This is a genomic window from Allobacillus halotolerans, from assembly GCF_018967645.1.
In the GTDB taxonomy this organism is placed as follows: domain Bacteria; phylum Bacillota; class Bacilli; order Bacillales; family Alkalibacillaceae; genus Allobacillus; species Allobacillus halotolerans.
In genome coordinates, this window is the sequence record NZ_JAHLZF010000006.1 from 76800 (window position 1) to 100953 (window position 24154).

Here is a 24154-nt window from a genome sequence, read left to right on the forward strand (position 1 = left end):
ATATGAGTTGAAATACGTTCATCTGTTATAGTAATAAACTGAGTCTGTAATATAACAGACTGGCTAAATTCATGTAAAACAGATTGATCGATCAGCAATTTCAATGGCAGTGAATGAAGAAGTCAGTGAACTAAAGTGGTATCAGTTGCGCGTGTCTTATTCGAATTGCGATTCATATGAAAGTGGAGTTGGGAAATATTTGAGTTGAGCGGCATGGAGGGTAATCATTAGCGGAACAGTTGTAAGTATTATTTCGGGGGATGAAGACAGATGCGGCCTATCTTTGATTAATCGCTTTTAAAAAAGAAGAACGATCTTGCGAGTAATTAGGAACTGAACTCGATAGGTTTAAGGAGTGGTTTTAATCAAACGTGGCGGGCGAAAATAGTGCCCTACCCACGATCAGAGTTAATTAAAACGAAAGCGTTAATAACGCCTAAGAATAGGCTGCCAACATGCACTTGTCCTATCTTCTTTTGTTAGAAGTTGGGATAAAAACAAAAGCCCGAACGACTATATCTAAATCGTTCGGGCTTTTGTTTGAATAATACTCATTGATAATTTCATGCATTTCACGGACATGGCAAGATTTATTGCACAGAATTTCACAAAGTGCGTGGCATGCAAGTTTCCCTACAGGGCGTGTGCGTTTTTGGTGAAAGAACGTTCGCATTGGTTTGTTATTTAAATAATTGGCTTTAAAATCATCATTTTGTTTTTGTTTTAGCTGTGATCATTCCGACTCTTCTTCATATTGAACATCTAATTCAATTGTTTCGTAAAACTGTTTTTTAAGTTCATTGAACTCGTTGGTCAGTTCATTAAATTCCTCTTGATGAGTCGCAATCTCTTCATACTTTTGATTAATTTCATTTACTTGCTCGTCTAATGTTTCTTTATCCAACTCTTCATCCATCAGTAAATCATATAGCTTTTGATCACTTTTAATGGATGATAAATAAGTTTCATGGAGTTCGGCAAATGACTTATAACGGTTTTCCATTACCTCGACCATCTCATTTGCCTGGTTTTTCGCCTCTTCGCTCTCCAGTTCCTCGACTAAAGGAACCATTTCATCAAACTCTTCTTTTCCTGCTTTGATACTTTCCATTTCATTTTCCATAATCTCTTTTCGATCTTGGGAGAGTTTTTTCGCCTTCTCTGCTTTGTCTTTTACTTGGTCAATCTCTTCCATATTAATCTCTATCATTTGTTCATATAGCTTACTTTCTTCTTTTTCAACTTCCACAAGATCTTTTTGTGCTTCGTGAAAATCCTTTTCTTTTTTGACGGCTTCTTCCAGATGATTATAAATCTCTTCTTTTGTTTGATCACTACTGTTACAGGCTGCAAGTGTGATACCCAAAACCATTATGCTTATGATTGTTAATAATCTCTTCATGTATGTGTCTCTTCCTTCCTGTCTATCTATCAAATTCTTTCTAGCTATTATAACACAAAGCAATTCATTTTTTGAGATACATTTTATTATGAATCCAATAAATATATGATAAAATATGTAAAGAATGAATTAAACGGTATTTTCAATATTTAATTGTATCATTCATATATATAGAGCACCAAGCAAGGAGATGAATCGTATGCTCACCATGAAAGATATTGTTCGGGAAGGTCATGAATCCCTACGAATAAAGGCTGATCAAGTCGAGCTTCCGGCTTCAGAGGAAGATAAAACACTTTTAACGAAAATGTTGCAGTTTATTAAAAATAGTCAAGATGAAGAAATGATTGAAAAGTATAATTTGAGAAGCGGAGTCGGTTTAGCGGCTCCTCAGCTTGGCATATCCAAAAGAATGATGGCTGTTCATTTCACTGATCATCATGAACGAACTTATAGCTATGGATTATTCAATCCAAGAATCATCAGTCATTCAGTTGAAGAAACCTACCTCCCTGGTGGAGAAGGTTGTTTAAGCGTAGATAGAGATGTGCCAGGTATTGTTCCCCGTTATGCAAGGATAACAGTGAAAGCAACAACTCTTGAAGGTGAAGAAGTAAAATTACGTCTTAAAGGTTATGCAGCAGTTGTTTTTCAACATGAAATCGACCATTTAAACGGTGTCATGTTCTATGATCATATTGATGAAAACGATCCGATGACACCACCAGAAAATGCAGTATCTGTTGATGATCTATAGGTCGTACACTGATTCGTCTAAATACTTTTTCTAAAACAATCGATTATATTGTTTCAATTGTGATACGGGAAAGTATATAATGGAAATAATAAGTGGATAATAACGACAGGAAAATGTAATGTAGTGTTCTCTTTTCTCAGCGAATCGTTTTTTGGATTTACGTCATACATTAAGGAGCGTATGTCGCCATGTTAAAGCGTTTACGAGAAAAATTGAGAAAACGTTTAAAAAAGTTGCTTCGAGACAAAAAGACACTTGGGGCTTAAACATTCTGATCAACTATATGCAGCAAACCTTTTGAATAACAATTTATCCATAATGCTATCATCTTAGCATTTAAATATTGCTTTTACGGATAGGTAAACAACGTAGGAAACAATTAACTAGGAGGAAAAAAATGATTTTTAAAGTATTATTTCAGGAGCACGCAGAAGAAGCTCCTGTACGTGAAGAAACACAAACAATGTATATTGAAGCAGATAGCGTGAAGAAAGTCCGTGAAAAACTCGCTGATCGAAACATCAATATTGAACACATCCTTGAATTAAATGAAGCTCATTTAGCTTATGAGCAAAAATCCGAAGACTTCAAAGTGGAGAATATCTAGCTTATGAAATTTGTCAAAAATGATCAAGTAGCTATCTTCGCTTTGGGGGGATTAGGTGAAATCGGAAAAAATACGTACGGCGTTCAATTCCAAGATGAAATTATTTTGATTGATGCCGGTATCAAATTCCCTGAAGACGAACTTTTGGGAATTGATTATGTCATTCCTGATTACACTTATCTCATCCAAAACCAAGATAAAATCAAAGGATTGTTCATCACTCACGGACACGAAGACCACATCGGAGGCATTCCATATTTATTACGTGAAATCAATGTTCCAATTTACGCTGGAAAGCTCGCGATCGGTCTGATCAAAAACAAACTAGAAGAACACAAATTATTAAGGAATGCGAAGCTACATTCTGTTGAAGAAGAAGATGTCATTAAGTTCAGAAAAACAGCTGTAAGCTTCTTTAGAACGACACACAGTATCCCGGATTCACTCGGAATTGTTGTCAAGACACCACCAGGAAACATCGTACAAACCGGTGATTTCAAATTTGATTTCACTCCAGTTGGAGAACCAGCCAACTTGACGAAAATGGCTGAAATTGGAGCAGAAGGTGTTTTATGCCTAATGTCTGACAGTACAAACAGTGAAGTTCCTGGATTCACACTTTCTGAGAGTGTTGTCGGCGAAAGCATACGGGATATCTTTAACAAGGTAGACGGAAGAATAATCTTTGCAACGTTTGCTTCCAATATTTATCGTCTACAGCAAGTCGTTCAATCTGCGGTTGAAAATGATCGTAAGATTGCTGTATTTGGACGCAGTATGGAAAATGCCATTCGCCTTGGACAGGAATTAAATTATATTAATGCTCCTGACGATACGTTTATCGAGCCAAATAAAATTAATCAAATGCCTAGCGATGAACTCGTCATACTTTGTACGGGGTCTCAAGGTGAGCAAATGGCAGCTCTTTCAAGAATTGCCAATGGTACACATCGTCACATCCAAATCCACCCAGATGATACAGTTGTTTTATCATCATCACCGATTCCCGGGAATGCCATTAGCATTAACCGCAATATCAATAAACTCTACCGTGCAGGAGCAAATGTGATTCATGGTTCTTTAAATGATATCCATACATCCGGACACGGTGGACAAGAAGAACAAAAGTTAATGTTACGGTTGATGAAGCCTAAGTACTTCATGCCAATTCACGGTGAACATCGTATGCTTGTTGAACACACAAAACTTGCAGAACAAACAGGTGTACCACGTGAAAATTCATTTGTCATGGATATTGGTGACGTGCTGGCCATTGGTAAAAAAGATGTGAGCGTTGCAGGAAAAATCCCTGCAGGTTCTGTTTATGTCGATGGCAGTGGTATTGGTGACATTGGAAATATCGTACTGAGAGACCGTCGCATACTATCTGAAGAAGGTTTAGTGATTGTCGTCGTCAGCATCAATATGAAAGAGCATAAAATCGCTTCAGGTCCGGACATTATCTCAAGAGGATTTGTCTACATGCGTGAATCTGAAGATCTCATTAAAGAAGCACAAGGCTTGGTTGCAAAACATCTTGAAAAAGTTATGGAAAGAAAAACGACACAATGGTCAGAAATCAAGAATGAAATTACTGATACGATTCAGCCATTCTTATTCGATCGTACTAAGCGTCGTCCAATGATTTTACCAATCATTATGGAAGTTTAATTTTTTACCTATCCGAAAGCAATTTAATAAATGAAATAAAAAAATCACCAATTACGCTTTATGCGTGATTGGTGATTTTTTATCACTTTTGAAGTTCATTTTGATGGCGATATCCATCATTTCGGTATTTTTCTTATGTAACTTTTGAAAAAGGGAGTTTACGGTTTAAGCCCTCCCTTTCTACTCTTCGATAACTAACTTTTTCTCGAATCGGGAGATATCTTTATCCGATCCAATGACAATCAGAATATCTCCATGTCTTAATACTTCATCTGCCATCGGTGACACATTTACGTCCTTACCTCTTTTAATCGCAACGATATTACATCCAAATCGTGCACGTACATCCAATTCTTGAATCGTTTTTTGATCCATTTTATTGCCGACTTTCACTTCTACCACACTATATTCATCGGAAAGTTCAATATAATCAAGAATATTACTGGATACGATACTATGTGCAATTCGTTTACCCATATCACGCTCCGGATGAACAACATGATCAGCGCCAATTTTGTTTAGTATCTTTTCATGATAATCATTTTGTGCTTTAACGGTGATGCGTTTAATGCCTAATTCTTCTAAAATAAGCGTTGTTAATATACTCGCATGCACATTATCTCCGATGGCAACAATCACATGATCGATGTTTTTAAAACCAAGATCGATTAACGTCTGTTCATCCATCGAATCACCGATGACGGCATGTGCAGCTATATCTTTAAATTCATTTACACGGTCTTCATCACGGTCGAGTGCTAATACTTCAAAGCCTTCTCGGGCTAACTCCAAACAAACACTTCCGCCAAAACGGCCGAGTCCGATTACCCCATATAACTTTTTCATCGGAATTCCTCCTTCAATCTATCAAGGATATCATACCATAATTTTATCATCAGAAAATAGTCGGCCACCTAATCCATTGATTAAGTGGCCGTTTTTTTTATAGCTGATCAAGCATTTGAAATTGCGATTTGACTAAGTGATAATATTCACCTTGTATATTCATTAATTCCTGATGACTTCCACGTTCGAGAATTTTACCGTTTTCTAGAACAATGATCTGATCGGCATCTCGAATCGTTGAAAGCCTGTGAGCGATAATAATGGATGTTCTACCTTCTAATAAGCGTTTCAAAGCTTCTTGGATTTTCATTTCCGTTTCTGTATCAATACTGGCAGTAGCCTCATCGAGAATGATTATTTTTGGATCAGCCAACAATGCTCTTGCAAACGAAAGCAACTGTCTTTCACCTGCTGATAAAATATTCCCTCGCTCTTCTACTTCTGTTCCATATCCATCTGATAATCTCTGAATGAATTCATCTGCCCCAACGACTTTGGCCGCTTCAATAACTTCTTCATCAGAAGCCGTTGGTCGACCAAAACGGATGTTTTCCATAATTGTCCCCGAAAAAATGAAGGTATCTTGCAACACGACACTGATGCGCTGTCTGACATCGTCTAGTTTGACGTCACGCAAATCATTTCCATCGATTTTAACAGAACCTTTTGTAGGATCATAAAAGCGATTGATCAAATTGGCGATCGTTGACTTTCCGGATCCTGTATGACCGACTAATGCGACTGCTTCACCCGGTTTCATTTCCAGGGAAATTTCATGTAGTGCAACCCGATCTTCATCATATGAGAACTGGACATGATCGAATTCGATATGACCCTCGATATCTTCCAATCGTTTAGCATCTTCTTTTTCAACAACGTTCGGCTGCTCATCTAAAAATTCAAAGATTCTTTCAGAGGCAGACATCGCCATTAGTAACTGGTTATACATTTGTCCTAGTCGGGAAATTGGCTCCCAAAACATCCCGATAAAGAAACCAAATACAACAAATGTACCAATATCGATTGTTCCATTGATGATCAAGTAGGAACCATAGGCTACCAATATTACTGTTCCAAACGCGTTACTCATTTCTACAAATGGACGGAACATCGCACTTTTTCGGGTCGCAGTTCGCCACGTACCAAAGTTATCGGTATTCACACCATCGAAATATTCGGTGTTTGCACGCTCTTGCCCGAATGACTGAGTAATACGAATACCCTGTATACTTTCATTCAAATGAGAGTTCAGACGAGATTGCTGGATCCGTACATCTTGCCATGATTTACGAATGTTTTTTCGCAGTTTAGTCGAAATATAGAACATAATTGGTATAATCACCATGACTGCTAGAGCTAACTGTGGACTCAGCACAACCAATATAACGATGATGCTGATTAACATGGTAACGTCCATTAACAAATTGATAATGCCATTCGTAAACAGCTCTTGCAAAGAATTAATGTCATTCATAATTCGCACGATAATACTACCTGCTGATCGATTATCAAAGAATCGATTCGATAATCGCTGTACATGGGAAAATAAATGCTTCCTTAGATCATAAATGATATTCTGTCCTAGAATGTTGACATATTTAATACGTACAGCATTGCCAATATAACTTAAAAGATAGAGTATTGAAATCCCTACCACCAACTGAATCAACAAGTTAACGTCCTGGTTGGCAACGGCTATATCGATTGCCACACGACCGATTAAGATTGGAACAATTAATCGAACTGCGGTTGAGACGAGCATTGCAATGATTGCAATCGGTAAAACGGTTTTAGCATATGGTTTTAAAAACTGAAGCAAACGTAACATCTGCTTCCAGTTGAATGGCTTATCGACTGCCACATCTAGCGTGTAATGAAATCTTTTTAAATGCGGACTTTTTTCTTTTGTTGCTGTCGCCATGCGAGCACCCTCCTTTAAGCATGTTTTTGGTTTGCCATGATGGCTTCTTCATCTTGGTACTGGATATCATAAATACGTTGATAAGCTCCTTTGTTCTGGAGTAGAAAATCGTGTTTTCCTCGCTCGGCGATTTCTCCGTTCTCAAGAACTAAAATCTCATCTGCGTGTTTCAATGATGAAATACGATGAGCAATTATAAATGTTGTTCGACCTTCCATCACTTCTTTCAACGCTTTTTGGATTTTAAATTCTGTCTGCATATCAACAGCCGAAGTAGCGTCATCAAGAACAAGAATACTTGGGTTAATCAAAATTGCACGAGCAATGGATATTCGTTGCTTTTGGCCGCCAGAAAGTCCCATTCCTCTTTCGCCTAATAACGTGTCATATCCATTGGGCATTTCCATGATGAAATCGTGTGCTTGTGCTCGTGTCGCAGCATCAACAATCTCTTCCATGGTTGCTTCTGGATTGCCGTAAGCAATATTGTCTCTGATGGTTGTTGAAAATAAAAATGGTTCTTGTAAAACAAAGCCTATATTTTTACGTAATTGAGTTAAAGGGAATTCATTAACTGGCTTCCCATCAACTAACACCTGACCTTCTTCAGGCTCATAAAAGCGTGTAATCAACTGGGTAATACTTGTTTTTCCTGCACCTGTTCCACCTATTAAACCAATCACTTTACCTGGAGGAGCATCGAAGCTTATATTCTTTAATGCTTGATCATCATCCTCTGAGTACGTCAAGGTGACATCTGTAAATGTGACATGACCTTGTATGCGATCAATCTGTTCGGTTGGTTGGTCCTCAATTTCTAGATCTGATTCTAAAATTTCCAATAATCTTTCACCGGATGCTTTCGCTTGTGAAAATTGGTTTACGACGAATCCTAAATTCATTAATGGCCCAAGAATATACCAAACTAAGCTAAAAAATGCGATTAATCGGCCAACAGATAAGTCTCCTTGAATCACTAAATAACCACCAAAGGCAAGCAATGCAACCACGCACACATTCCCGATAAATTCCATTAAAGGAAAGTATCTTGACCATATCTTCGCTGTATCTAAATAGTGTTGTCGGTAATTCTCACCCTTCTCTGAAAAACGTCCGATTTCGAAATCTTCGCGGGACAAGGATTTAACTGTATTCATTCCAGAAATATTCTCTTGGACACGAGTGTTCATTCGGCCAAATGATTTACGGATCCCACGGAAGGCGGGATGAACACGTCGATCGAACTTATAGACGACAATAGCAAGAAAGGGCATAGCGGCCATTGTCACCAGCGCTAATGGAACTGAATAAAAGAACATAACACCTAAACTAACGGTAATTAACAAAAAGATCCTCAACAATTCAGAAAAGCCGAATGATAAGAAGAAACGAAACCCTTCCACATCCGCCGTCAAACGTGACATGAGATCCCCTGTTTTTGCATTATCATAATACTTAAAAGAGAGCCGTTGTAACTTTTTATACATTTCATCGCGAACGGCATAAACAGATGAAATGCCAAACAAATCACCTAAATATTGATTGAAATAAGTTGCGATTGATTTCACAACCATCAAACCAACAAAAATAAGTGCAATGTACGGAACAAGCTGAAATCGTTCCTTGGCAACGACATCATCGATCGTAATCTGTAAAACGATCGGATAAATGACGGTAATGCCCGCTACAAACACAAGTGAAATAATAGAGAAGAAAAAATACCACCGATAAGGCCAATAAAACTGTTTTAATTTCTTGAAAACTTCCATGATGATCCCCTCGCTTTTATAAATACCTTTGCCTTATTAATATATCGGGTTCCGAAATAAATTTCCACCCTTTTGTCGCAATTTATTAAAAAATTATTATTTTCAACCAAATTAAATTATTTGCTTTTTCGTTTGAAGATATAAGTGTAAGGGTATATAGTGTTGTTGTTTAGTGTATTTCGTTAAATACATAAACGAAGTTAACAATTTACACTGAAGAAAATCATCGTTAAAAGGGGTTATTAAAATGAATTTTGATCTTGATTGGGGCGTAATGATCAGCTCTGCATTAACAATTTCCGGTAGGATTTTGTTATTACTTATTTTATTTTTAATTATTAAACCAATTGGCAAGAAATTGATCACAAGCTTAATGAATCAAGTTGCCACCAAACAAAAGCTAAGTGAAGGTAGAAAGAAAACGCTTAGCAATCTACTCATTAACGTATATAATTATGTATTAATTTTCTTGTTTATCGTTATGTTGCTGGGAATCTTTAATATACCGATTACTCCTCTATTGGCAGGTGCAGGTATTATTGGATTAGCCATTGGTTTCGGCGCACAAGGATTAGTCAGTGATATCGTGACAGGATTTTTCATTTTGATTGAAAAGCAGATTGATGTGGATGATTATGTTACAGCAGGTGGAGAAAACGGAATCGTTGAAGAATTAGGTCTTCGGACAACTCAAATCAGAAGCTTTGACGGCACGTTAAACTATATTCCGAACCGATATATACAAAATGTTAATAACCACACACGCGGAAATATGCGTGCACTTGTGGATTTTGGAATTGCTTATGAAGAAAATATTGACCATGTTACACAAGTCCTTCAAAAAGTTTGTGAAGAAATGAGCGAAAATCCTTTGATTAAAGAAGGACCTGATGTCGTTGGCGTACAATCCCTTGACGACTCACAAGTCACATTACGTGTCATTGCACAAACGGAGAAAAACGAACAGTTCGGCATAGAGAGAGAGTTAAGAAAACGAATCAAAGAAGCGTTGGATGAGAACAACATTGAAATTCCTTACCCTCATCAGGTCAATGTTCCAAAATCTTAAGTTTTGTGCCCTTTGTTTTACAAGTTCTAAAAAACCCTTTGGAAGTCCTATCCGTTGGACTTACAAAGGGTTTTTTAAGTTTAATCGTATTATTGCTCAATCCATTCCAAGACTTCCAATCGATTGCCAAACGGATCGTTTAAATAGATTCGATTTGCATTCGGTAATTGGTCATCTACTGTGTAATTTACTTTATGTTCTTCCAATAAGGCGATGAATTCATCAAGCTGGTCAACCTCAAAAGCGGGATGAGCTTTTTTGGCCGGCGTATAGGGTTCTTCAATACCGATATGAAGTTCAAATTCACCAAATCGGAACCAAACCCCTCCGTTTGCTTCTAAAGATTCCGGCTTCTTCACCTCTTCCATACCAAGCATACCAGCGTAGAATTCCCTTGCTTCGTATTCAGAACCGGTTGGTGCTGTCAGCTGAACATGATCGATTTTTTTAAACATATGAGTCATGTGTTTATCTCTCTCCCGTTTATAATTTTTCCAATGCAGCGGTAACCGCTTCAATACCGACGTGGATCGCTTCTTCTTTCGGTTGAAGTTTACTATGATGGAGTCCATACGGTGATTCAACTCCCAACCAAAACATAAATCCGGGAATATTTTTTAGAAAATATCCGAAATCTTCACCAGCCATTGAGATTGGAGCCTCCTGGTATTGAACAGAAGTTCTTTGAATAGCAGTTTTAAATTGCTCTACAGAAGCAGAATCATTATCCACCATATAATAGCTCGCCCCGAAATCTACGGAAGTACTGCAATGATAACGTTCCTCAATACCATTGAGTAGCGTTTGAATGTGCTCACGTAAAAGTGGTATGACTTGGGGATCCAACGTTCTCATGGTCCCTTCTACTCTTGCATGTTCTGCAACAATATTACCTGCTGTACCAGCTACCATTTTACCCAGCGTCACCACTGCTTCACTAAGTGGATCGGTAACACGAGATACCAACTGTTGAAGCTGTAGATTAAATGCGCTTGCTGCCATCAACATGTCAGACGTTAGATGAGGATACGCTGCGTGACCGCCTTTTCCGTAAAAATCGATAAATAGTTCACTCGTATTCGCAAAGAGAACTCCTGGCTTCGTAGCAACTGTTCCAACTGGCAATGAAGGATCTATATGCAGTGCAAAAATGATATCCGGACGATGCTGTTGAAAAAAGTCACTTGTTTGCATCGGTTCAGCGCCCCCCGGTCCTTCTTCGGCCGGTTGGAAAATAAATAAAATATCATCTTGCATTCGATTTTCAACCACTTCGGTTAATGCTCCAAGTGCAATTGTCATATGAAAATCATGCCCACAAGCATGCATATATCCCTCGTGCTGTGATGCAAAGGAATATCCAGTCTCTTCTTTAATGGGAAGTCCATCGATATCTGCGCGGTATCCAATTGTACGTTTCCCCTCAATACCTTTCACTAAAACAAACAATCCTGTTTTCCACTTTTCGACATGAAGATGCTCTTGTGGCAAGCGATTAATCATCGATTCCAAATAACCCTGTGTTTTATATTCTTGATAACCAATCTCAGGAATTTGGTGCAAATCCCTACGTACTTGTACCCACTGTCTTTCCATTCTTTCTCAAACCTTTCACAATAGAAAATTGATGCTACAGAAACAAATAAGCGGGCTATCGACAAAATCGAAGTCCCGCTTAGATGAATATTAGTTATCTAACTTTCTCAATTCTTTTTTGATCTCTGTCTTGGACTTTGTTTGGTCATCAATTTCTTTAATCACTTTTGCAGGTGTACCCGCCACGACTGTATTCGGTGGTACATCCTCTGTTACAATTGCACCAGCCGCTACAACCGCGCCTTTGCCGACAGTGACACCTTCCAATACGACGACGTTTGCTCCAATGACGACTTCATCTTCAACAATTACCGGTTTTGCGGATGGTGGCTCAATGACACCAGCTAACACTGTTCCGGCTCCGATGTGACAATCTTTTCCGACAGTTGCTCTTCCACCGAGTACTGCATTCATATCAATCATCGTGCCTTCACCAATGGCAGCTCCAATATTAATGGAAGCCCCCATCATAATAACGACGCCATCACCAATGTCAACTTGATCGCGAATGATCGCGCCCGGTTCGATTCTAGCATTGATTCCTTTCAAATCCAGTAAAGGAATTGCCGAGTTACGACGGTCATTTTCGACGACATAATCATCAAAGATATTTTGGTTGTCTTCAATGATCTTTTCAATATCCTTCCACTCACCGAATAAAACTCCTGTGTCACCCTGAATGAAGTCTTTCACGTTTTCAGGATATTCAATAGCATCCAACTTACTGCCTTTTACATATACCTTTACAGGTGTTGATTTTTTTGCATTTGAGATAAAATCAATAATTTGATTTGCGTCCATCATTTCCACTTCAATTTCCTCCAATACTATTCTGATCATTAGATTGTTTTTTGCTGATAAAATTGATTCCTAATTTGCTTCAACAGCTGCCTTCTGGTTAAGATGCCTTCCATTATGTTGGAATGGTTTACGACACAGACAAAATTATGATCAATTAATAAATGTAATGCTTTTTCCAGTGTTTCACCCAATTGCAATGTTTTTATGTCATTGTCCATTACATGCTTCACAGTTATTTCATCAAGTAAATCAACTTCGATTTGATCTAAACCGAACATTTTCTCGATAATATGTGATTTGCTGATCAGACCCTTAAACGTGCCGTCATAATCCAAAACTGGAACAGCGTTATATCCAGTTTTTGTGAGTACCAGCAGCGCATGTTTCAATGGGTTGTTCAATTGGACGTGAGCCACTTTGTCAGAATCGATCATGTATTCATTCACTAATTTTTGCGTGAGATCAAATTCTGTCACATTAAGCATTTAGTCTCCCCCTAACCTTAATGGAAGTGGTGATCTCTTTCTCCAGTCAACCATAATTTTATCATAAACCAATTCGAATGAGTAATGAAATCATTATTCTCGATTTTGCTTTTTCACTAGCGAGACTCCAACTAAGGGTATCTTACAAGCCATGGATACAATGTAATCAGAAAGAATAGAAGAGTATTTGAAGATACCTATGACATGAATAGGATAGGAAAACTGGCTTCCTATCCTATTTCATCAAATTGAGATTACAATAAGATTGTTTTTTTAGAAAGGGTGCTCATTTAACCATTGTCCACCATCCAATGTAATAACTTCCCCATTTAGATACGTTGCTTTATCGGAGAACATGAAATAGGCCAACTCAGCAATCTCTTCAGGTTCACCTAGCCGCTGTAGTGGAACGGAATGAATCGTACGCTTGGCCGCCTCTTCAGATTCCCATAACTTTTCAGAACCTCCTGTCCGATCAATCGGTCCCGGTGCGATTGCATTGACTCGAATACCATACTTCCTCCCCCACTCAACCGCCAATGTACGTGTCAGAGATAAAACACCGGCTTTCGCAGCAGCAGAGTGAGCAACGTATGCACCTGCATTCCACGCATAAGTTGCGACCATATTTGTAATACAACCTTTTATGCCTTTTTCAATCCAATACTTGCCGACGATGGAAGAGCAGTTAAACGTTCCATTCAATACGATGTCGATTACGGATTTCCAACCATTTGGAGTCAATTTCTCAAAAGGTACAATGAAGTTACCTGCAGCATTATTCACTAAGAAATCAATACGTCCATATGTCTCATCTGTGACTTGAACCATTCGTTCAACGTCTTCCGGATTCCTGACATCCATAGCTACTGACAGTATATTTGAACCATCTGAACTTATTTCTTTCTTTGCTTCATCCAACCTTTCTTCATTTCTACCGGTAATCACGACTTTAGCTCCTTCATTGTGAAATTTTTTAGCCATATACTTACCCATTCCACTGGAGCCACCTGTAACGATAACAACTTTGTTTTTCATTTTTTCCCCTCCCTGTCGAATACATTCGAGATAGACACTCGAAATCCTCCAAAAAAATGAATATTCGTTCATTTTTCTCAAGTTACAAACAGTGAACCTCATGCTATAATGCAACTAATTGAACAGAAAGGTGATTAACCGCTTATGAATCGGAGAACATTTCTGAAACGTTCGTTAATAGGGACAATTGGTTTAGTCGGAGCAGGTTACGGTGGTTATTACTATGCGCACGAAATTGAGCCTCGTTGGGTAAATATTGTTCGAAATGACATAAAATCAGAACGGATACCTGAGTCTTTTGAAGGGTTTAAAATGTTACAGTTAACGGATACTCATATCGGGTTTAATTATGGATTGAAGGAACTCGATGATTTGATTCAAACAATCGGAGAATTGGACCCAGATCTTATCTTATTCACCGGTGATCTTATCGATGATCCATCGACAATCTCCAACCAACAGTACGCAAAGGTCATTGATAAACTAAGTGAAATACAAGCACGTCATGGAAAGTACTGGATATACGGAAACCATGATCATGGCGGATATGGAACTGAAAAGATTGCTCAAGTGATGTCCTCTGCAGGTTTTCAACTGTTAAAAAACGAGACGACGAAAATTCAAAAAGATGGGGATTACTTCAATCTCTCTGGATTGGACGATATTTTACTTGGCAATCCAGAGATTACCCAATTAATTGATCAATCAGAACAAGATCGATTCAATATTCTTCTTTCACATGAACCAGATTTTGCGGACACGACGAAAAACTTTCCGTTTGATGTGCAACTATCTGGTCATAGTCATGGCGGTCAAATTCAGTTACCGATCATCGGTTATATTATTACACCTATTTTAGGTGAGAAGTATGTAGAAGGAAGCTTTACGCTTGGCGAAAGGCCTTTACAGCTATTTGTCTCAAAAGGCCTTGGAACAACCCGTCTTCCATTTCGGTTTTTATGTCGTCCAGAGATCAATCTATATACACTAAGAAAAGATGATTCAAAGTAAAACTTCTCACTTCTAAGATTTGTTGAAATTTCTTCATGTTTTCGTTCGTTAGCATTCAAGTTAAGGTGTTAAAATGATAGTAAATATAGTACTGGAGTGGCAGGTTATGAATCTGAAAAAAATAATGATTGGATTGCTCGTTATTCTTTCGGTTACGTTTCTTTCAGCGTGTGGAGAAGACGAGTCAGGGAAATATACACCAGACCCTCAACTTGAAACGGAAGTAGAGAACTTTGAGTATACAAACCAAGATGGAGAGACTGTCAGCCTTGAAGACCTTAAAGGCAATTACTGGGTGGGCACCTTTATCTTCACCAACTGTGAAACGGTTTGTCCACCAATGACTGCAAACATGTCAAAAGTACAGTCCGAAGCGAAAGAAAAGGATATTGATTTACGATTTGTATCATTTTCCGTGGACCCAGTAAACGATGATCCAAAAGATTTAAAAGAGTATGGAAATAATTTTAATGCAGACTTTACGAATTGGGATTTTCTAACTGGGTATAACCAAAAAGAAATCGAAAGCTTTGCGGCAAATTCATTTAAAACGCTTGTTTCTAAAGTCGACGGTTATGATCAAGTAAACCATGGAATATCTTTTTTCCTCGTTTCTCCTGAAGGTACCGTTCTGAATATGTTTTCTGGTACTGACCAAGAAGAATACGGGCAGATTCTAGATTACGTGGAATATTATAAGAAAGATTAAAAACGAGCTCATCAATAGCTCGTTTTTTCTTCACCTTATATATTGTTCTTGTTTTTCTTCATCTGTGATAAACTCTTAACAGTAATCGCAGCAATCAATAAAAGTCCGAATAACATTAATGCAATGAGTACATTGAGAAGAAATTGATACCTTTCATTCGTATCTGTCAGTTGATGGGATAGAAAGCTGAAATCGCTAAACACCCAGAATAACAACAGGATGGTTGTAAACATAAAACTCAATGTCCTGGTTCCATATCGCATTAAACAAAAACGGACGAATCGATTGACTCCTAGATAGCTAATTGCTGAAATTAATATTAACAAGAACACAGCAAGATAATCTTCTGTAATGATTTGATACATCTCTTTGAAAATCATTTTCTCACCCCATCACCCATTATGGGCAATGACATGACAATTCAATCAAGAATATTTGTAAAGGTAGGAATAATCAATGGAGCATTTATTGAATGATACCGTAAGAGGACTTGAAATCTCTGGAATTCGTAAGTTTTTCAATTTAGTTGGTGACCAAAAAGACATTTTATCTTTAACAATTGGGCAACCCGATTTTCAGACTCCAGCTCATATCAAAGAGGCAGCCAAACAAGCCTTAGACCAAAATCATACGCAATATACACCAAACGCAGGTTTGTTGGATTTGCGGAAAGCAATTAGCGATTTTGTCCAATCAAACTACCAATTATCTTATCGACCTGAAGATGAAGTGATTGTTACCGTTGGAGCTTCCCAAGCGATTGATATCACATTACGTTCAATCCTTTCACCTGGAGATGAAGTCATTTTACCAGGACCGGTTTATCCAGGCTACGAACCACTAATTCGCTTGGCTGGAGCAACACCAAAATATATAGACACACGGACAAACGGTTTTAAATTAACGGCTGACCTTTTAAAAGAAAACCTGACGAGTAAGACCAAATGTATCATCCTTTCTTACCCTTCAAATCCTACAGGCGTTACCTTATCTAAAGAAGAACTCCAAGAAATTGCCGATTTGATCAGTGGTAGAGACACTTTTATTTTAGCAGATGAGATTTATAGCGAATTAACTTATGAGCGTAACCATACATCTATTGGGATATTTGAACAGGTTCGAAAGCAGACACTGATTGTACAAGGGTTATCCAAATCTCATTCAATGACAGGATTTCGGATCGGTTATTTGCTTGCACCGAAAGAAATCCAACAGCATGTTCTGAAGGTGCATCAATATAATGTGTCATGCCCAACATCCATCAGTCAATACGCCGCACTGGAAGCCTTAACAGAAGGGAAATCAGACCCGGTCGTGATGAAAAATGCTTATAAAGAAAGACGTAACTATGTACTGAAGCGACTTGAACAAATGAACATGGAAGCGGTCGCTCCAGACGGGGCTTTCTATGTGTTTGTCAAAATTCCTACAAATGAAAAGAGTTTTGAATTTGCCATGAGACTGGTCAACGAAGCTAAGTTAGCTTTTGTTCCAGGGGATGCATTCTCAAAGTTTGGAGAGGGTTATCTTAGGCTTTCATACGCTTATGAAATGAGCGTATTGGAAGAAGGGTTAAATCGTCTTGAGCAATTCTTAAATCAATAAGCATCATTTCTGCATTTTTTGTTGAAGTTCAATATGTTCATTAATCAATCGATCAAGCTCTTGGGAAGCTTCAATGGACTCATCACTAAGTCTTCCTTTCTCTGTTGCTTGCTCGACCATTTTCTCCCGAAGTATTTCAATTTCTTTTTCAAGCTGGCTAAGTTTATTTTTCATTTATTTCAAACCACCATTCTAAGGTATTCTTTTCTATAAATCATTTAAGGATTTCGAGCAGCTGCGCTCGTTATCCTTATTGCATAAGTTATAAAACAGTAATACTATATTATAATAGCGATTGAAAAGGCAACCGATTTGAACTACTTTTCCCTAAATAATCTGATCAGCAAGATCGATACCTCCCAACACCGAAACGTATGTTCTCATTATACAATTTCGAAGGTCGTATGGGAAGTGATATAGCTTCTTGCCAGACAATAGGGGTGCCCGTTTATCCTTTGGCGGAAAGCAGTTCACCTCCACTCTTCGCTTACCTGAGAATGGAGTCCTTCAGTCTGAATCGATAAAGAATATAAATTAATTATACCCTTTCATTTTATAGATAAACTAAGTCAAACTATTTTTTGTAGCCATTTAACATGCATTTGAGCATACGTTTAAGAAACGGGTAACAGGGAAAATAAAAAACGATGATTAAAGAAGTTGCCACATAATTGTGGTAAACTAATCAGTATACAATGATTAAAATGAACTTCCTTATATAGAAGGATCAGCACGGAAAGGAAGAACCAAATTGAAAAAAGAATTATGGGAATGGGGTAAAGCAATTGTTATTGCTTTGATTATTGCTTTTTTCCTTCGAACATTTGTGTTTGCGACATCAATTGTTGAAGGCGCAAGTATGGATCCAACCCTAGAAGATGGAGAGAGGGTTATTTTCAATAAAATTGTTTACTTTGTCAATGAACCAGACCGTGGCGAAATTGTCATTATCTCTCGTGAAACTAAAAATTATGTTAAACGTATTATTGGTAAACCAAATGACATTATCGAGTATAAAAACAATACGCTTTTTATAAATGGCGAAGCTTACGAAGAAGATTATCTCACCGAAGCATTACGACATGAGACGGATGCATTTGGGCCTGTAGAAGTTCCTGAAGGAAAATACTTTGTTATGGGAGACAATCGACCGATCAGTAAAGATAGCCGAAACGGATTAGGCTTAATTGATGAAGATGATATTATCGGTCGTTCTGAATTTATTATCTTCCCGTTTGACCATATTTCAATGACACGATAAGAACTGAAATGTACATCATAAGTGACAGACGATAACCCCAGTTAATGGACAACTGTAAACAGTCCACTAACTGGGGTTAATTATATCACTCTTGCTATTATCGTAGTTTTACTTATAACTTATTCGGATTACGATACGAATCACTTTCTCAATCATTTAAACTTCCCTTTTCAGGGAACATTTTAGTGATCGTTTATCTTATCTTTTATACGTGCCAAGATTCAGTGGTAGCTGAAGTAAAGATTCATTTAATTCCTTCAATCGATGATCAATTCTGTGTAATAAATAAAACGTTACCAAAATTGGAAAACCAACTTCTGGAATCCAAGTAATCCATTGCTCCATACCTATCCCTCCTTTTTTATCAATCTAGGCCACGATGCTATTGAGTCACACTTAGATTGAAGTGTTGCACTTAATCATTAAAAAACGACTGAATAGAGCCGTCCTCTATTCAGCCGTCATCAATTAATCAAGTGAGATTTCTTCAACTGTACGATCGACGACTTGAGCACTATCCATACTGACATATGAGCCGCCACTTGATGTGAAAACGTCTTGATCGATAATCACCTGCATAGCTTGTTTAACGGCAATTGGATCTACAGGCTCCTTAGGGTCATCTAGTGAAACTGTTGATAACCGTCCTTCTTCATTCCGGAACTTTAATTCGATTCGTTTCATCCTCGCCACCTCCTTTTTTGTGAACTGCTACTATTAGTTTTGAATATTGTACGTATTGTTTCGAACGATTTGGTGAAGTGGATGCGCCTGCAAGTTAGCTAAAGAATTTGCTACAGTATAAAGTGCAGTTGCATCGGCTTCTGTATTCACTTGGTTGAAATTTTTACGCTTGATTATGATTTTCCCTTCTTGGTCAATCCCCGTTTCAAACATTAACTGGAGTTGTGTATCTAATTTTAATTCGCTCGCCATGTGTCTGCTCCCTCCTTTCAACTATATAATCGCCAAGAACATAAAAAAAGTGTGAAATGTATTGAAACATTTCACACTTTCTTTACGTCTAATGATAAGGGAACAGTTCTTTAAGTGAAGATTATTGGTTTGCATTGTCGAATATACAGTAACCAATAAACGTAACAAGAACAGCCATCATGATAATACCTAATACAACATCCACTTCTGTTGCACCTCCTAAGGTTGCTACTATCAAATCTATACATATTATATCATAACAAATAACATATCTTTTATGGAAATGTTCACAGAAAAAATTTAACAAATAGCCACGAACTTCACCAATTATTCACGAGAAACTATGCTAAAATGGATTTAATAGATCAAATGAAAGGCGAGCGACAGGTGATTGAATGAAATATTGTACACAATGCGGCACACAAACCGAAAAAGATGAACGATTCTGTCTCGTCTGTGGCGCTGAGATTCCTGATGTAAAGGAACGAATACGGAAAGAAGATGGGTTTAACCGTTGGTGGTTATTACCGATCATTACGTTATCCGTTATTTTGGCTGGCGGTATCATTATTCATTTTTATTTGGAGAATCAAAATAGCGAAACCATAGAAGCTTACCAAACAGGTATCCAGCATGCAGAAGAAGGTCATTATTCTCAAGCATTAGAAGCGTTTGAAAAAGCTGGGTCTTTAAAGACAAATTTTCAAGCGGCTAAAACTGCTAAGGAATTTATGAAGGTTGCGCTTAAAGTGGAATCAAAAATCCAATCCATCGACGAGTTGATCGGGGATCAAGCATTTCAAGAGGGACTGCAACTAGCACAAGAAGCAGAGGATCAATTGAAACCCTATAAAGGTGAAGTGACTCAACGATTATTAGACCGGATTATTTCTAAACGAAATGAAGTTCAAGTCGCACAAATTAAACAACAATTTAGCGAAAACCCAACAATTGATGAATTAAAAATATTGTTATGGCAAATTCATTCCATTAAGGCAGATAAATCAGAAGAATTAGTCCAATCGATGGAAGACCGGTTTATTAATGATACATTTTCCCGAGCAAGTGAAAACCTCCAAGACAACCAATTCACAACTGCCCTTAACATTGTGGAAGAAGGTTTAAGGTATATCCCTGAAAGTGAACGTTTAAAAAACTTAAAATCGACGATTGAAAAACAAAAAGTCGCGTTTGAAACAGAGCAACAAAAACGTATTGAACAAGCCCTAAGTCAATATGAATTGGAACAAGACCAGAACAAAAACAATGCCGTAGAAATTGTCAAAGTAGAAGCGAAGCCAGATGAATATGGTGATATCGTCGTCAAAGGAGAAATCAAGAGCGTGGCGACTGTACCCATCCAATCGGTTACGGTGAATTATTCGTTGTACGATGAAAACGATGAATTGTTGACTGAAAATGAAACATTCTTATATCCAGAAACACTCTATCCGAATGAGACGGGTAAATTTGAATACATCCACTATGAGATGCCTGATAAAGTATCCATTGAAATTAACCAAGTTTCATGGTTCCTGGATGAAGAATAAGGAAGTGATCCTATGTACCGAGCCAAAAAAATAATTCTGCCTGTCTTTCTTACAGTCCTCTTACTTGTCACGGGTCTCTCTCTGTATTACATCTATTATAACCAATGGCAGGAGCAAGCACTTGGTGTCTCTTCTGATTTGGTAGATGTCGTCAACAAAGAGGATCAAGATTCAGATCAGACAAAGGATCTACAGACTATTATTCACGATGCTGAAAAACACGTCGTACAAGTCGAGACAACCGGCCCTTACGGCCAAAACATTGGTTCCGGTTTTGTTTACAATGACAAAGGCGATGTGGTGACGAATGCCCATGTCGTCCAAAATGCCTCAGAAGTGTATGTAAAAACCTCTGATGCGCAAAATTATGTTGGAGCAATTATCGGAATCGGTGAGCGTGATGATATCGCTTTAATCCGGGTACCCCAATTAGCAAATAACGGCGGCTTGGAGATTAATACCCGATTAACCCCAAATACGGGTGATAATATCATTGCTATCGGGAGTCCTCATGGATTTCAAAACACTGTCACGATCGGAACGATTTCAGGAAAGAATCGTAGTTTCACTGTTGATGGTTCGGATTATGAGTATAATAATTTGTATCAGATTACTGCAGACATATCAACTGGGAATAGCGGAGGTCCATTGATTCATAGAGATACAGGTACAGTAATCGCCATCAATTCAGCTGCCACGTCTGAAGGTGATATGGGCTTCAGCATTCCGATCTCTCAAGTTTATGATCGTTTGTTGATGTGGTCAGATACCGCAAATAACGAAGAGTTAAATTACGATGGCGACCCAAATGGTTTTCTAGATGTAGCAGATGACAAATTATTGACCGATGTTGAATATTTAATTGATTATTTTTATGAGACCTTGAATTTACGGGATTACTTTACAGCATATTCATTATTAGGTAGTGAAGAACAAGTCGAATACTCCTATCCAGAATTCCGTGAACTATACGTTGTATCCGGTGAGATTAAACGCTCAGATACTGAAATAGAAATTAATAAGGAAAAGAACGCTTCAGTGACTGTTCTATCCGATCACCAAATCTTGCAAAACGAAGAAGTTCAAGAGACACATCATTATCGTACAAACTTTACCATCGGATATGAAAACGACCAACTAAAGATTCTCAATTTGCAAAGAGAACTGTTATCGAAAACAGAGCATAGCGAAGAAGAAGAAGATCAATCAACAGATGAATAATATTTTAAAAAAATTATTAAAACTAGGTCATTGTCCCTTCCCAGTCATTCAATCGAGACATAGGAATATAGTACATGAATAACTTGGAGGTGAAATGATATGCACGGATTCGGAGGATACAACAACTGCGGATGCCAAAATAACTTTGTAAGCCCAGCCGGATATGGAGGAAATAACTGTGGAAGCGGATATAACAACAACTTCGCGTTAATCGTCGTTCTATTTATTTTGCTAATCATTGTTGGTGCTGCGTTTTATTGCTAGTTGAATGAACAAAACTTTGAATCTGAAAATATGAAAAACGCCGATCGTTTTCTAAAACGATCGGCGTTTTGTAATTTCACCCATTAACTGAAGTTCCGTACTCTCTTTAGCGCTAGTAATTTGTTTATTATCCGACAGATGAAGTGGCATCCAGTCGATTATTCTGATCAGCTATCTGCACCCATTTTCCATTTATAATTTTAGTTAAGATATCTCGATTATAAACCAACACTAACCAATATTGATCTTTTCTTTCGGATAGCGATAAGATGATTCTTGACGGTCTCGATTAAGTGAGAAAAGAAAGGTTAAGATTCCAATTCTTCCGATGAACATCAAGGCCATTAATAATGTCTTACTTACATTCGACAAATCAGGTGTGATCCCCATCGATAGACCTGTTGTTCCGAATGCCGATGTCACCTCAAAAATTATACTGATTAATGAAAAAGGCTCAATAACCCGTACGATCGTAACGACAATAAATGTCATCAGCAATGCCAAAAATGTGACGACGACCGCTTTGAATAAGTCTTCCTCTTCAATTTCTCTTCCAAAGATTTTCAACCTGAACCGGCCTCTGGCAAACTGTAAAATAAAAATAATGACCAAAGCAAACGTGGTTGTTCGGATTCCCCCACCAACACTACTTGGCGAAGCACCAATAAACATCATTGAGGATAAGAACAATTGAGTTTGTTCGGTAAACTCATTGATATCCAATGTCGTTAATCCAGAGCTTCTTGCGGTAGTCGACTGAAAGAGAGCATAAAATATCGTCTCGTGCCAGCTCTTATCTGCAAAGAAATGATTAAACTCTAATAGCAATACGACGACAAAGGAAAAACAGAGCAAAACAAAGTACGTTAACGAAGTCAATTTAGTAAATAATGAAAATCGTTTCATATTGCGTTCTTCTCTTGGTACTTGCAAATACTCTTTCACTTCGATTAATACTGGAAATCCGATTGCCCCAGAGATAATTAATAACATAACAATGAACTGAATAAAATAATCATTTTGATAAGGTATGAGTGAAGCACCTGTAATATCAAAACCACCATTGGTCGTTGCACTGATTGCCGTAAAAAACCCATGATAAAAAGCTTCCCAGATGGAATCATAATACGTCATAAAATATGTGCCAAGGGTTAGGAAACCAATGAACTCGATGCCTAAAATGACAAAAAACATTTCTTTGACTAAGCGAACAATCCCAGAGATAGACTTTGTGTTTGTATCTGTCATAATAAGGCGCCGTTCTTTAAAGCCTATTTTTTTACCGAGGACGATCCAAATTAACGTACCCAATGCCATAACACCTAATCCACCAGTTTGGAGTGCAAGCGCAATCGCAAATATACCGAAGACGGAGAATGAATCAGCTGTCGACACGACGGTCAACCCGGTAACACTTACTGCACTGGTAGCTGTAAAAACAACATCCATGAAACTTAGATCCGCACCCTCTTTTTGAGCAATTGGCAGTGAAAGAAGCAATACGGTTACAGATACGGCAACGAAGTAATATATTGAAATAAGTTGTACAACTGTTAGTCTGTCTAATAATGATTTTTTTTGTTTAATTCGATTCATGATACGTTCTCCTTTTACCGGCATCAACCCTTTGCATGC

25 protein-coding genes and 1 pseudogene are annotated in these 24154 nt (G+C 37.8%); 11 read left to right on the forward strand and 15 right to left on the reverse strand.

What is annotated here, in order from left to right; all coding sequences use genetic code 11:
* Positions 1 to 733: 733 nt before the first annotated feature.
* Positions 734 to 1402: a YkyA family protein gene (locus KQ486_RS05810; protein ID WP_216687038.1), complete on the reverse strand. Its 669-nt coding sequence runs from the start codon at positions 1400 to 1402 to the stop codon at positions 734 to 736.
* Between the two features lie 199 nt (positions 1403 to 1601).
* On the opposite strand from KQ486_RS05810, the gene def reads away from it, so the two are divergent.
* The 3 genes from def to rnjA all read left to right on the forward strand — a co-directional run bounded on the left by def (position 1602) and on the right by rnjA (position 4437).
* Positions 1602 to 2159, forward strand: coding sequence for a peptide deformylase (gene def / locus KQ486_RS05815; protein ID WP_144159828.1), 558 nt, complete (start codon positions 1602 to 1604; stop codon positions 2157 to 2159).
* Positions 2160 to 2556: 397 nt separating this feature from the next.
* The gene (locus KQ486_RS05820) at positions 2557 to 2766 is read left to right on the forward strand and encodes a DNA-dependent RNA polymerase subunit epsilon (RefSeq protein WP_144159831.1); all 210 of its coding nucleotides are present in this window, start codon (positions 2557 to 2559) and stop codon (positions 2764 to 2766) included.
* 3 nt (positions 2767 to 2769) lie between these two features.
* Positions 2770 to 4437 (forward strand): ribonuclease J1, encoded by a 1668-nt coding sequence (rnjA, locus tag KQ486_RS05825; protein ID WP_216687039.1) that lies wholly within the window; start codon positions 2770 to 2772, stop codon positions 4435 to 4437.
* A gap of 180 nt (positions 4438 to 4617) precedes the next feature.
* On the opposite strand, the gene KQ486_RS05830 is transcribed toward rnjA, so the two are convergent.
* The 3 genes from KQ486_RS05830 to KQ486_RS05840 all read right to left on the reverse strand — a co-directional run bounded on the left by KQ486_RS05830 (position 4618) and on the right by KQ486_RS05840 (position 8973).
* The gene (locus tag KQ486_RS05830; protein ID WP_216687040.1) at positions 4618 to 5283 is read right to left on the reverse strand and encodes a potassium channel family protein; all 666 of its coding nucleotides are present in this window, start codon (positions 5281 to 5283) and stop codon (positions 4618 to 4620) included.
* 97 nt (positions 5284 to 5380) lie between these two features.
* A complete protein-coding gene (locus KQ486_RS05835) occupies positions 5381 to 7204 on the reverse strand; it encodes an ABC transporter ATP-binding protein (RefSeq protein ID WP_216687041.1) in 1824 nt (607 codons plus the stop codon).
* A 14-nt stretch (positions 7205 to 7218) separates the two neighbouring features.
* A complete protein-coding gene (locus KQ486_RS05840; RefSeq protein WP_216687042.1) occupies positions 7219 to 8973 on the reverse strand; it encodes an ABC transporter ATP-binding protein in 1755 nt (584 codons plus the stop codon).
* Positions 8974 to 9220: 247 nt separating this feature from the next.
* Here KQ486_RS05840 and KQ486_RS05845 point away from each other — a divergent pair, with 247 nt between their 5' ends.
* Positions 9221 to 10042: a mechanosensitive ion channel family protein gene (locus KQ486_RS05845; protein WP_216687043.1), complete on the forward strand. Its 822-nt coding sequence runs from the start codon at positions 9221 to 9223 to the stop codon at positions 10040 to 10042.
* Positions 10043 to 10131: 89 nt separating this feature from the next.
* Here the strand turns inward: KQ486_RS05845 and KQ486_RS05850 are convergent, their stop codons facing one another.
* From KQ486_RS05850 to fadH, 5 genes are all read right to left on the reverse strand, one after another.
* Complete coding sequence (locus tag KQ486_RS05850; RefSeq protein ID WP_216687044.1) at positions 10132 to 10506, reverse strand: VOC family protein; 375 nt, start codon at positions 10504 to 10506, stop codon at positions 10132 to 10134.
* A gap of 19 nt (positions 10507 to 10525) precedes the next feature.
* On the reverse strand, positions 10526 to 11638 hold the full coding sequence (locus KQ486_RS05855) for an N-acetyldiaminopimelate deacetylase (RefSeq protein WP_144159852.1): 1113 nt from the start codon (positions 11636 to 11638) through the stop codon (positions 10526 to 10528).
* 90 nt (positions 11639 to 11728) lie between these two features.
* On the reverse strand, positions 11729 to 12448 hold the full coding sequence (gene dapD, locus KQ486_RS05860) for a 2,3,4,5-tetrahydropyridine-2,6-dicarboxylate N-acetyltransferase (RefSeq protein ID WP_186278508.1): 720 nt from the start codon (positions 12446 to 12448) through the stop codon (positions 11729 to 11731).
* 29 nt (positions 12449 to 12477) lie between these two features.
* Positions 12478 to 12924: a cyclic-di-AMP-binding protein CbpB gene (gene cbpB / locus KQ486_RS05865; RefSeq protein ID WP_144159856.1), complete on the reverse strand. Its 447-nt coding sequence runs from the start codon at positions 12922 to 12924 to the stop codon at positions 12478 to 12480.
* A 273-nt stretch (positions 12925 to 13197) separates the two neighbouring features.
* Entirely contained in the window at positions 13198 to 13962 is a 765-nt protein-coding gene (gene fadH, locus KQ486_RS05870) for a 2,4-dienoyl-CoA reductase (RefSeq protein ID WP_216687045.1), read from the reverse strand.
* 144 nt (positions 13963 to 14106) lie between these two features.
* Here fadH and KQ486_RS05875 point away from each other — a divergent pair, with 144 nt between their 5' ends.
* Together KQ486_RS05875 and KQ486_RS05880 are read left to right on the forward strand one after the other, a co-directional pair.
* Positions 14107 to 14973 carry a metallophosphoesterase gene (locus KQ486_RS05875; RefSeq protein WP_216687046.1) on the forward strand — a complete coding sequence of 289 codons (867 nt, stop codon included), beginning with the start codon at positions 14107 to 14109 and terminating at the stop codon, positions 14971 to 14973.
* A 106-nt stretch (positions 14974 to 15079) separates the two neighbouring features.
* Positions 15080 to 15682, forward strand: a complete 603-nt coding sequence (locus KQ486_RS05880) for an SCO family protein (protein ID WP_216687047.1) — start codon at positions 15080 to 15082, stop codon at positions 15680 to 15682.
* A 35-nt stretch (positions 15683 to 15717) separates the two neighbouring features.
* On the opposite strand, the gene KQ486_RS05885 is transcribed toward KQ486_RS05880, so the two are convergent.
* Positions 15718 to 16062, reverse strand: coding sequence for a hypothetical protein (locus tag KQ486_RS05885; RefSeq protein ID WP_144159865.1), 345 nt, complete (start codon positions 16060 to 16062; stop codon positions 15718 to 15720).
* A gap of 76 nt (positions 16063 to 16138) precedes the next feature.
* On the opposite strand from KQ486_RS05885, the gene KQ486_RS05890 reads away from it, so the two are divergent.
* Positions 16139 to 17287, forward strand: a complete 1149-nt coding sequence (locus tag KQ486_RS05890; protein ID WP_216687048.1) for an aminotransferase A — start codon at positions 16139 to 16141, stop codon at positions 17285 to 17287.
* Positions 17288 to 17290: 3 nt separating this feature from the next.
* On the opposite strand, the gene KQ486_RS05895 is transcribed toward KQ486_RS05890, so the two are convergent.
* Entirely contained in the window at positions 17291 to 17461 is a 171-nt protein-coding gene (locus KQ486_RS05895) for an aspartyl-phosphate phosphatase Spo0E family protein (protein WP_216687049.1), read from the reverse strand.
* Positions 17462 to 18038: 577 nt separating this feature from the next.
* Between KQ486_RS05895 and lepB the strand changes: the two genes are divergently transcribed.
* Positions 18039 to 18548, forward strand: a complete 510-nt coding sequence (gene lepB, locus KQ486_RS05900) for a signal peptidase I (RefSeq protein ID WP_144159874.1) — start codon at positions 18039 to 18041, stop codon at positions 18546 to 18548.
* Between the two features lie 198 nt (positions 18549 to 18746).
* On the opposite strand, the gene KQ486_RS05905 is transcribed toward lepB, so the two are convergent.
* From KQ486_RS05905 to KQ486_RS05915, 3 genes are all read right to left on the reverse strand, one after another.
* Positions 18747 to 18893: a YvrJ family protein gene (locus tag KQ486_RS05905; RefSeq protein WP_144159877.1), complete on the reverse strand. Its 147-nt coding sequence runs from the start codon at positions 18891 to 18893 to the stop codon at positions 18747 to 18749.
* Positions 18894 to 19016: 123 nt separating this feature from the next.
* Positions 19017 to 19232 carry a DUF2922 domain-containing protein gene (locus KQ486_RS05910; RefSeq protein ID WP_144159880.1) on the reverse strand — a complete coding sequence of 72 codons (216 nt, stop codon included), beginning with the start codon at positions 19230 to 19232 and terminating at the stop codon, positions 19017 to 19019.
* Positions 19233 to 19265: 33 nt separating this feature from the next.
* Positions 19266 to 19484: a DUF1659 domain-containing protein gene (locus KQ486_RS05915; RefSeq protein ID WP_216687050.1), complete on the reverse strand. Its 219-nt coding sequence runs from the start codon at positions 19482 to 19484 to the stop codon at positions 19266 to 19268.
* A gap of 395 nt (positions 19485 to 19879) precedes the next feature.
* On the opposite strand from KQ486_RS05915, the gene KQ486_RS05920 reads away from it, so the two are divergent.
* The 3 genes and pseudogenes from KQ486_RS05920 to KQ486_RS14330 form a co-directional block, all read left to right on the forward strand.
* Entirely contained in the window at positions 19880 to 21034 is a 1155-nt protein-coding gene (locus KQ486_RS05920) for an FxLYD domain-containing protein (protein WP_216687051.1), read from the forward strand.
* Between the two features lie 12 nt (positions 21035 to 21046).
* Positions 21047 to 22255 (forward strand): S1C family serine protease, encoded by a 1209-nt coding sequence (locus KQ486_RS05925; RefSeq protein ID WP_216687052.1) that lies wholly within the window; start codon positions 21047 to 21049, stop codon positions 22253 to 22255.
* Between the two features lie 186 nt (positions 22256 to 22441).
* Positions 22442 to 22519 (forward strand): annotated as a pseudogene (locus KQ486_RS14330) (YjcZ family sporulation protein); the annotation flags it as partial.
* Positions 22520 to 22750: 231 nt separating this feature from the next.
* Here the strand turns inward: KQ486_RS14330 and KQ486_RS05935 are convergent.
* Positions 22751 to 24115, reverse strand: a complete 1365-nt coding sequence (locus KQ486_RS05935; RefSeq protein WP_144159896.1) for a TrkH family potassium uptake protein — start codon at positions 24113 to 24115, stop codon at positions 22751 to 22753.
* Positions 24116 to 24154 lie beyond the last annotated feature (39 nt).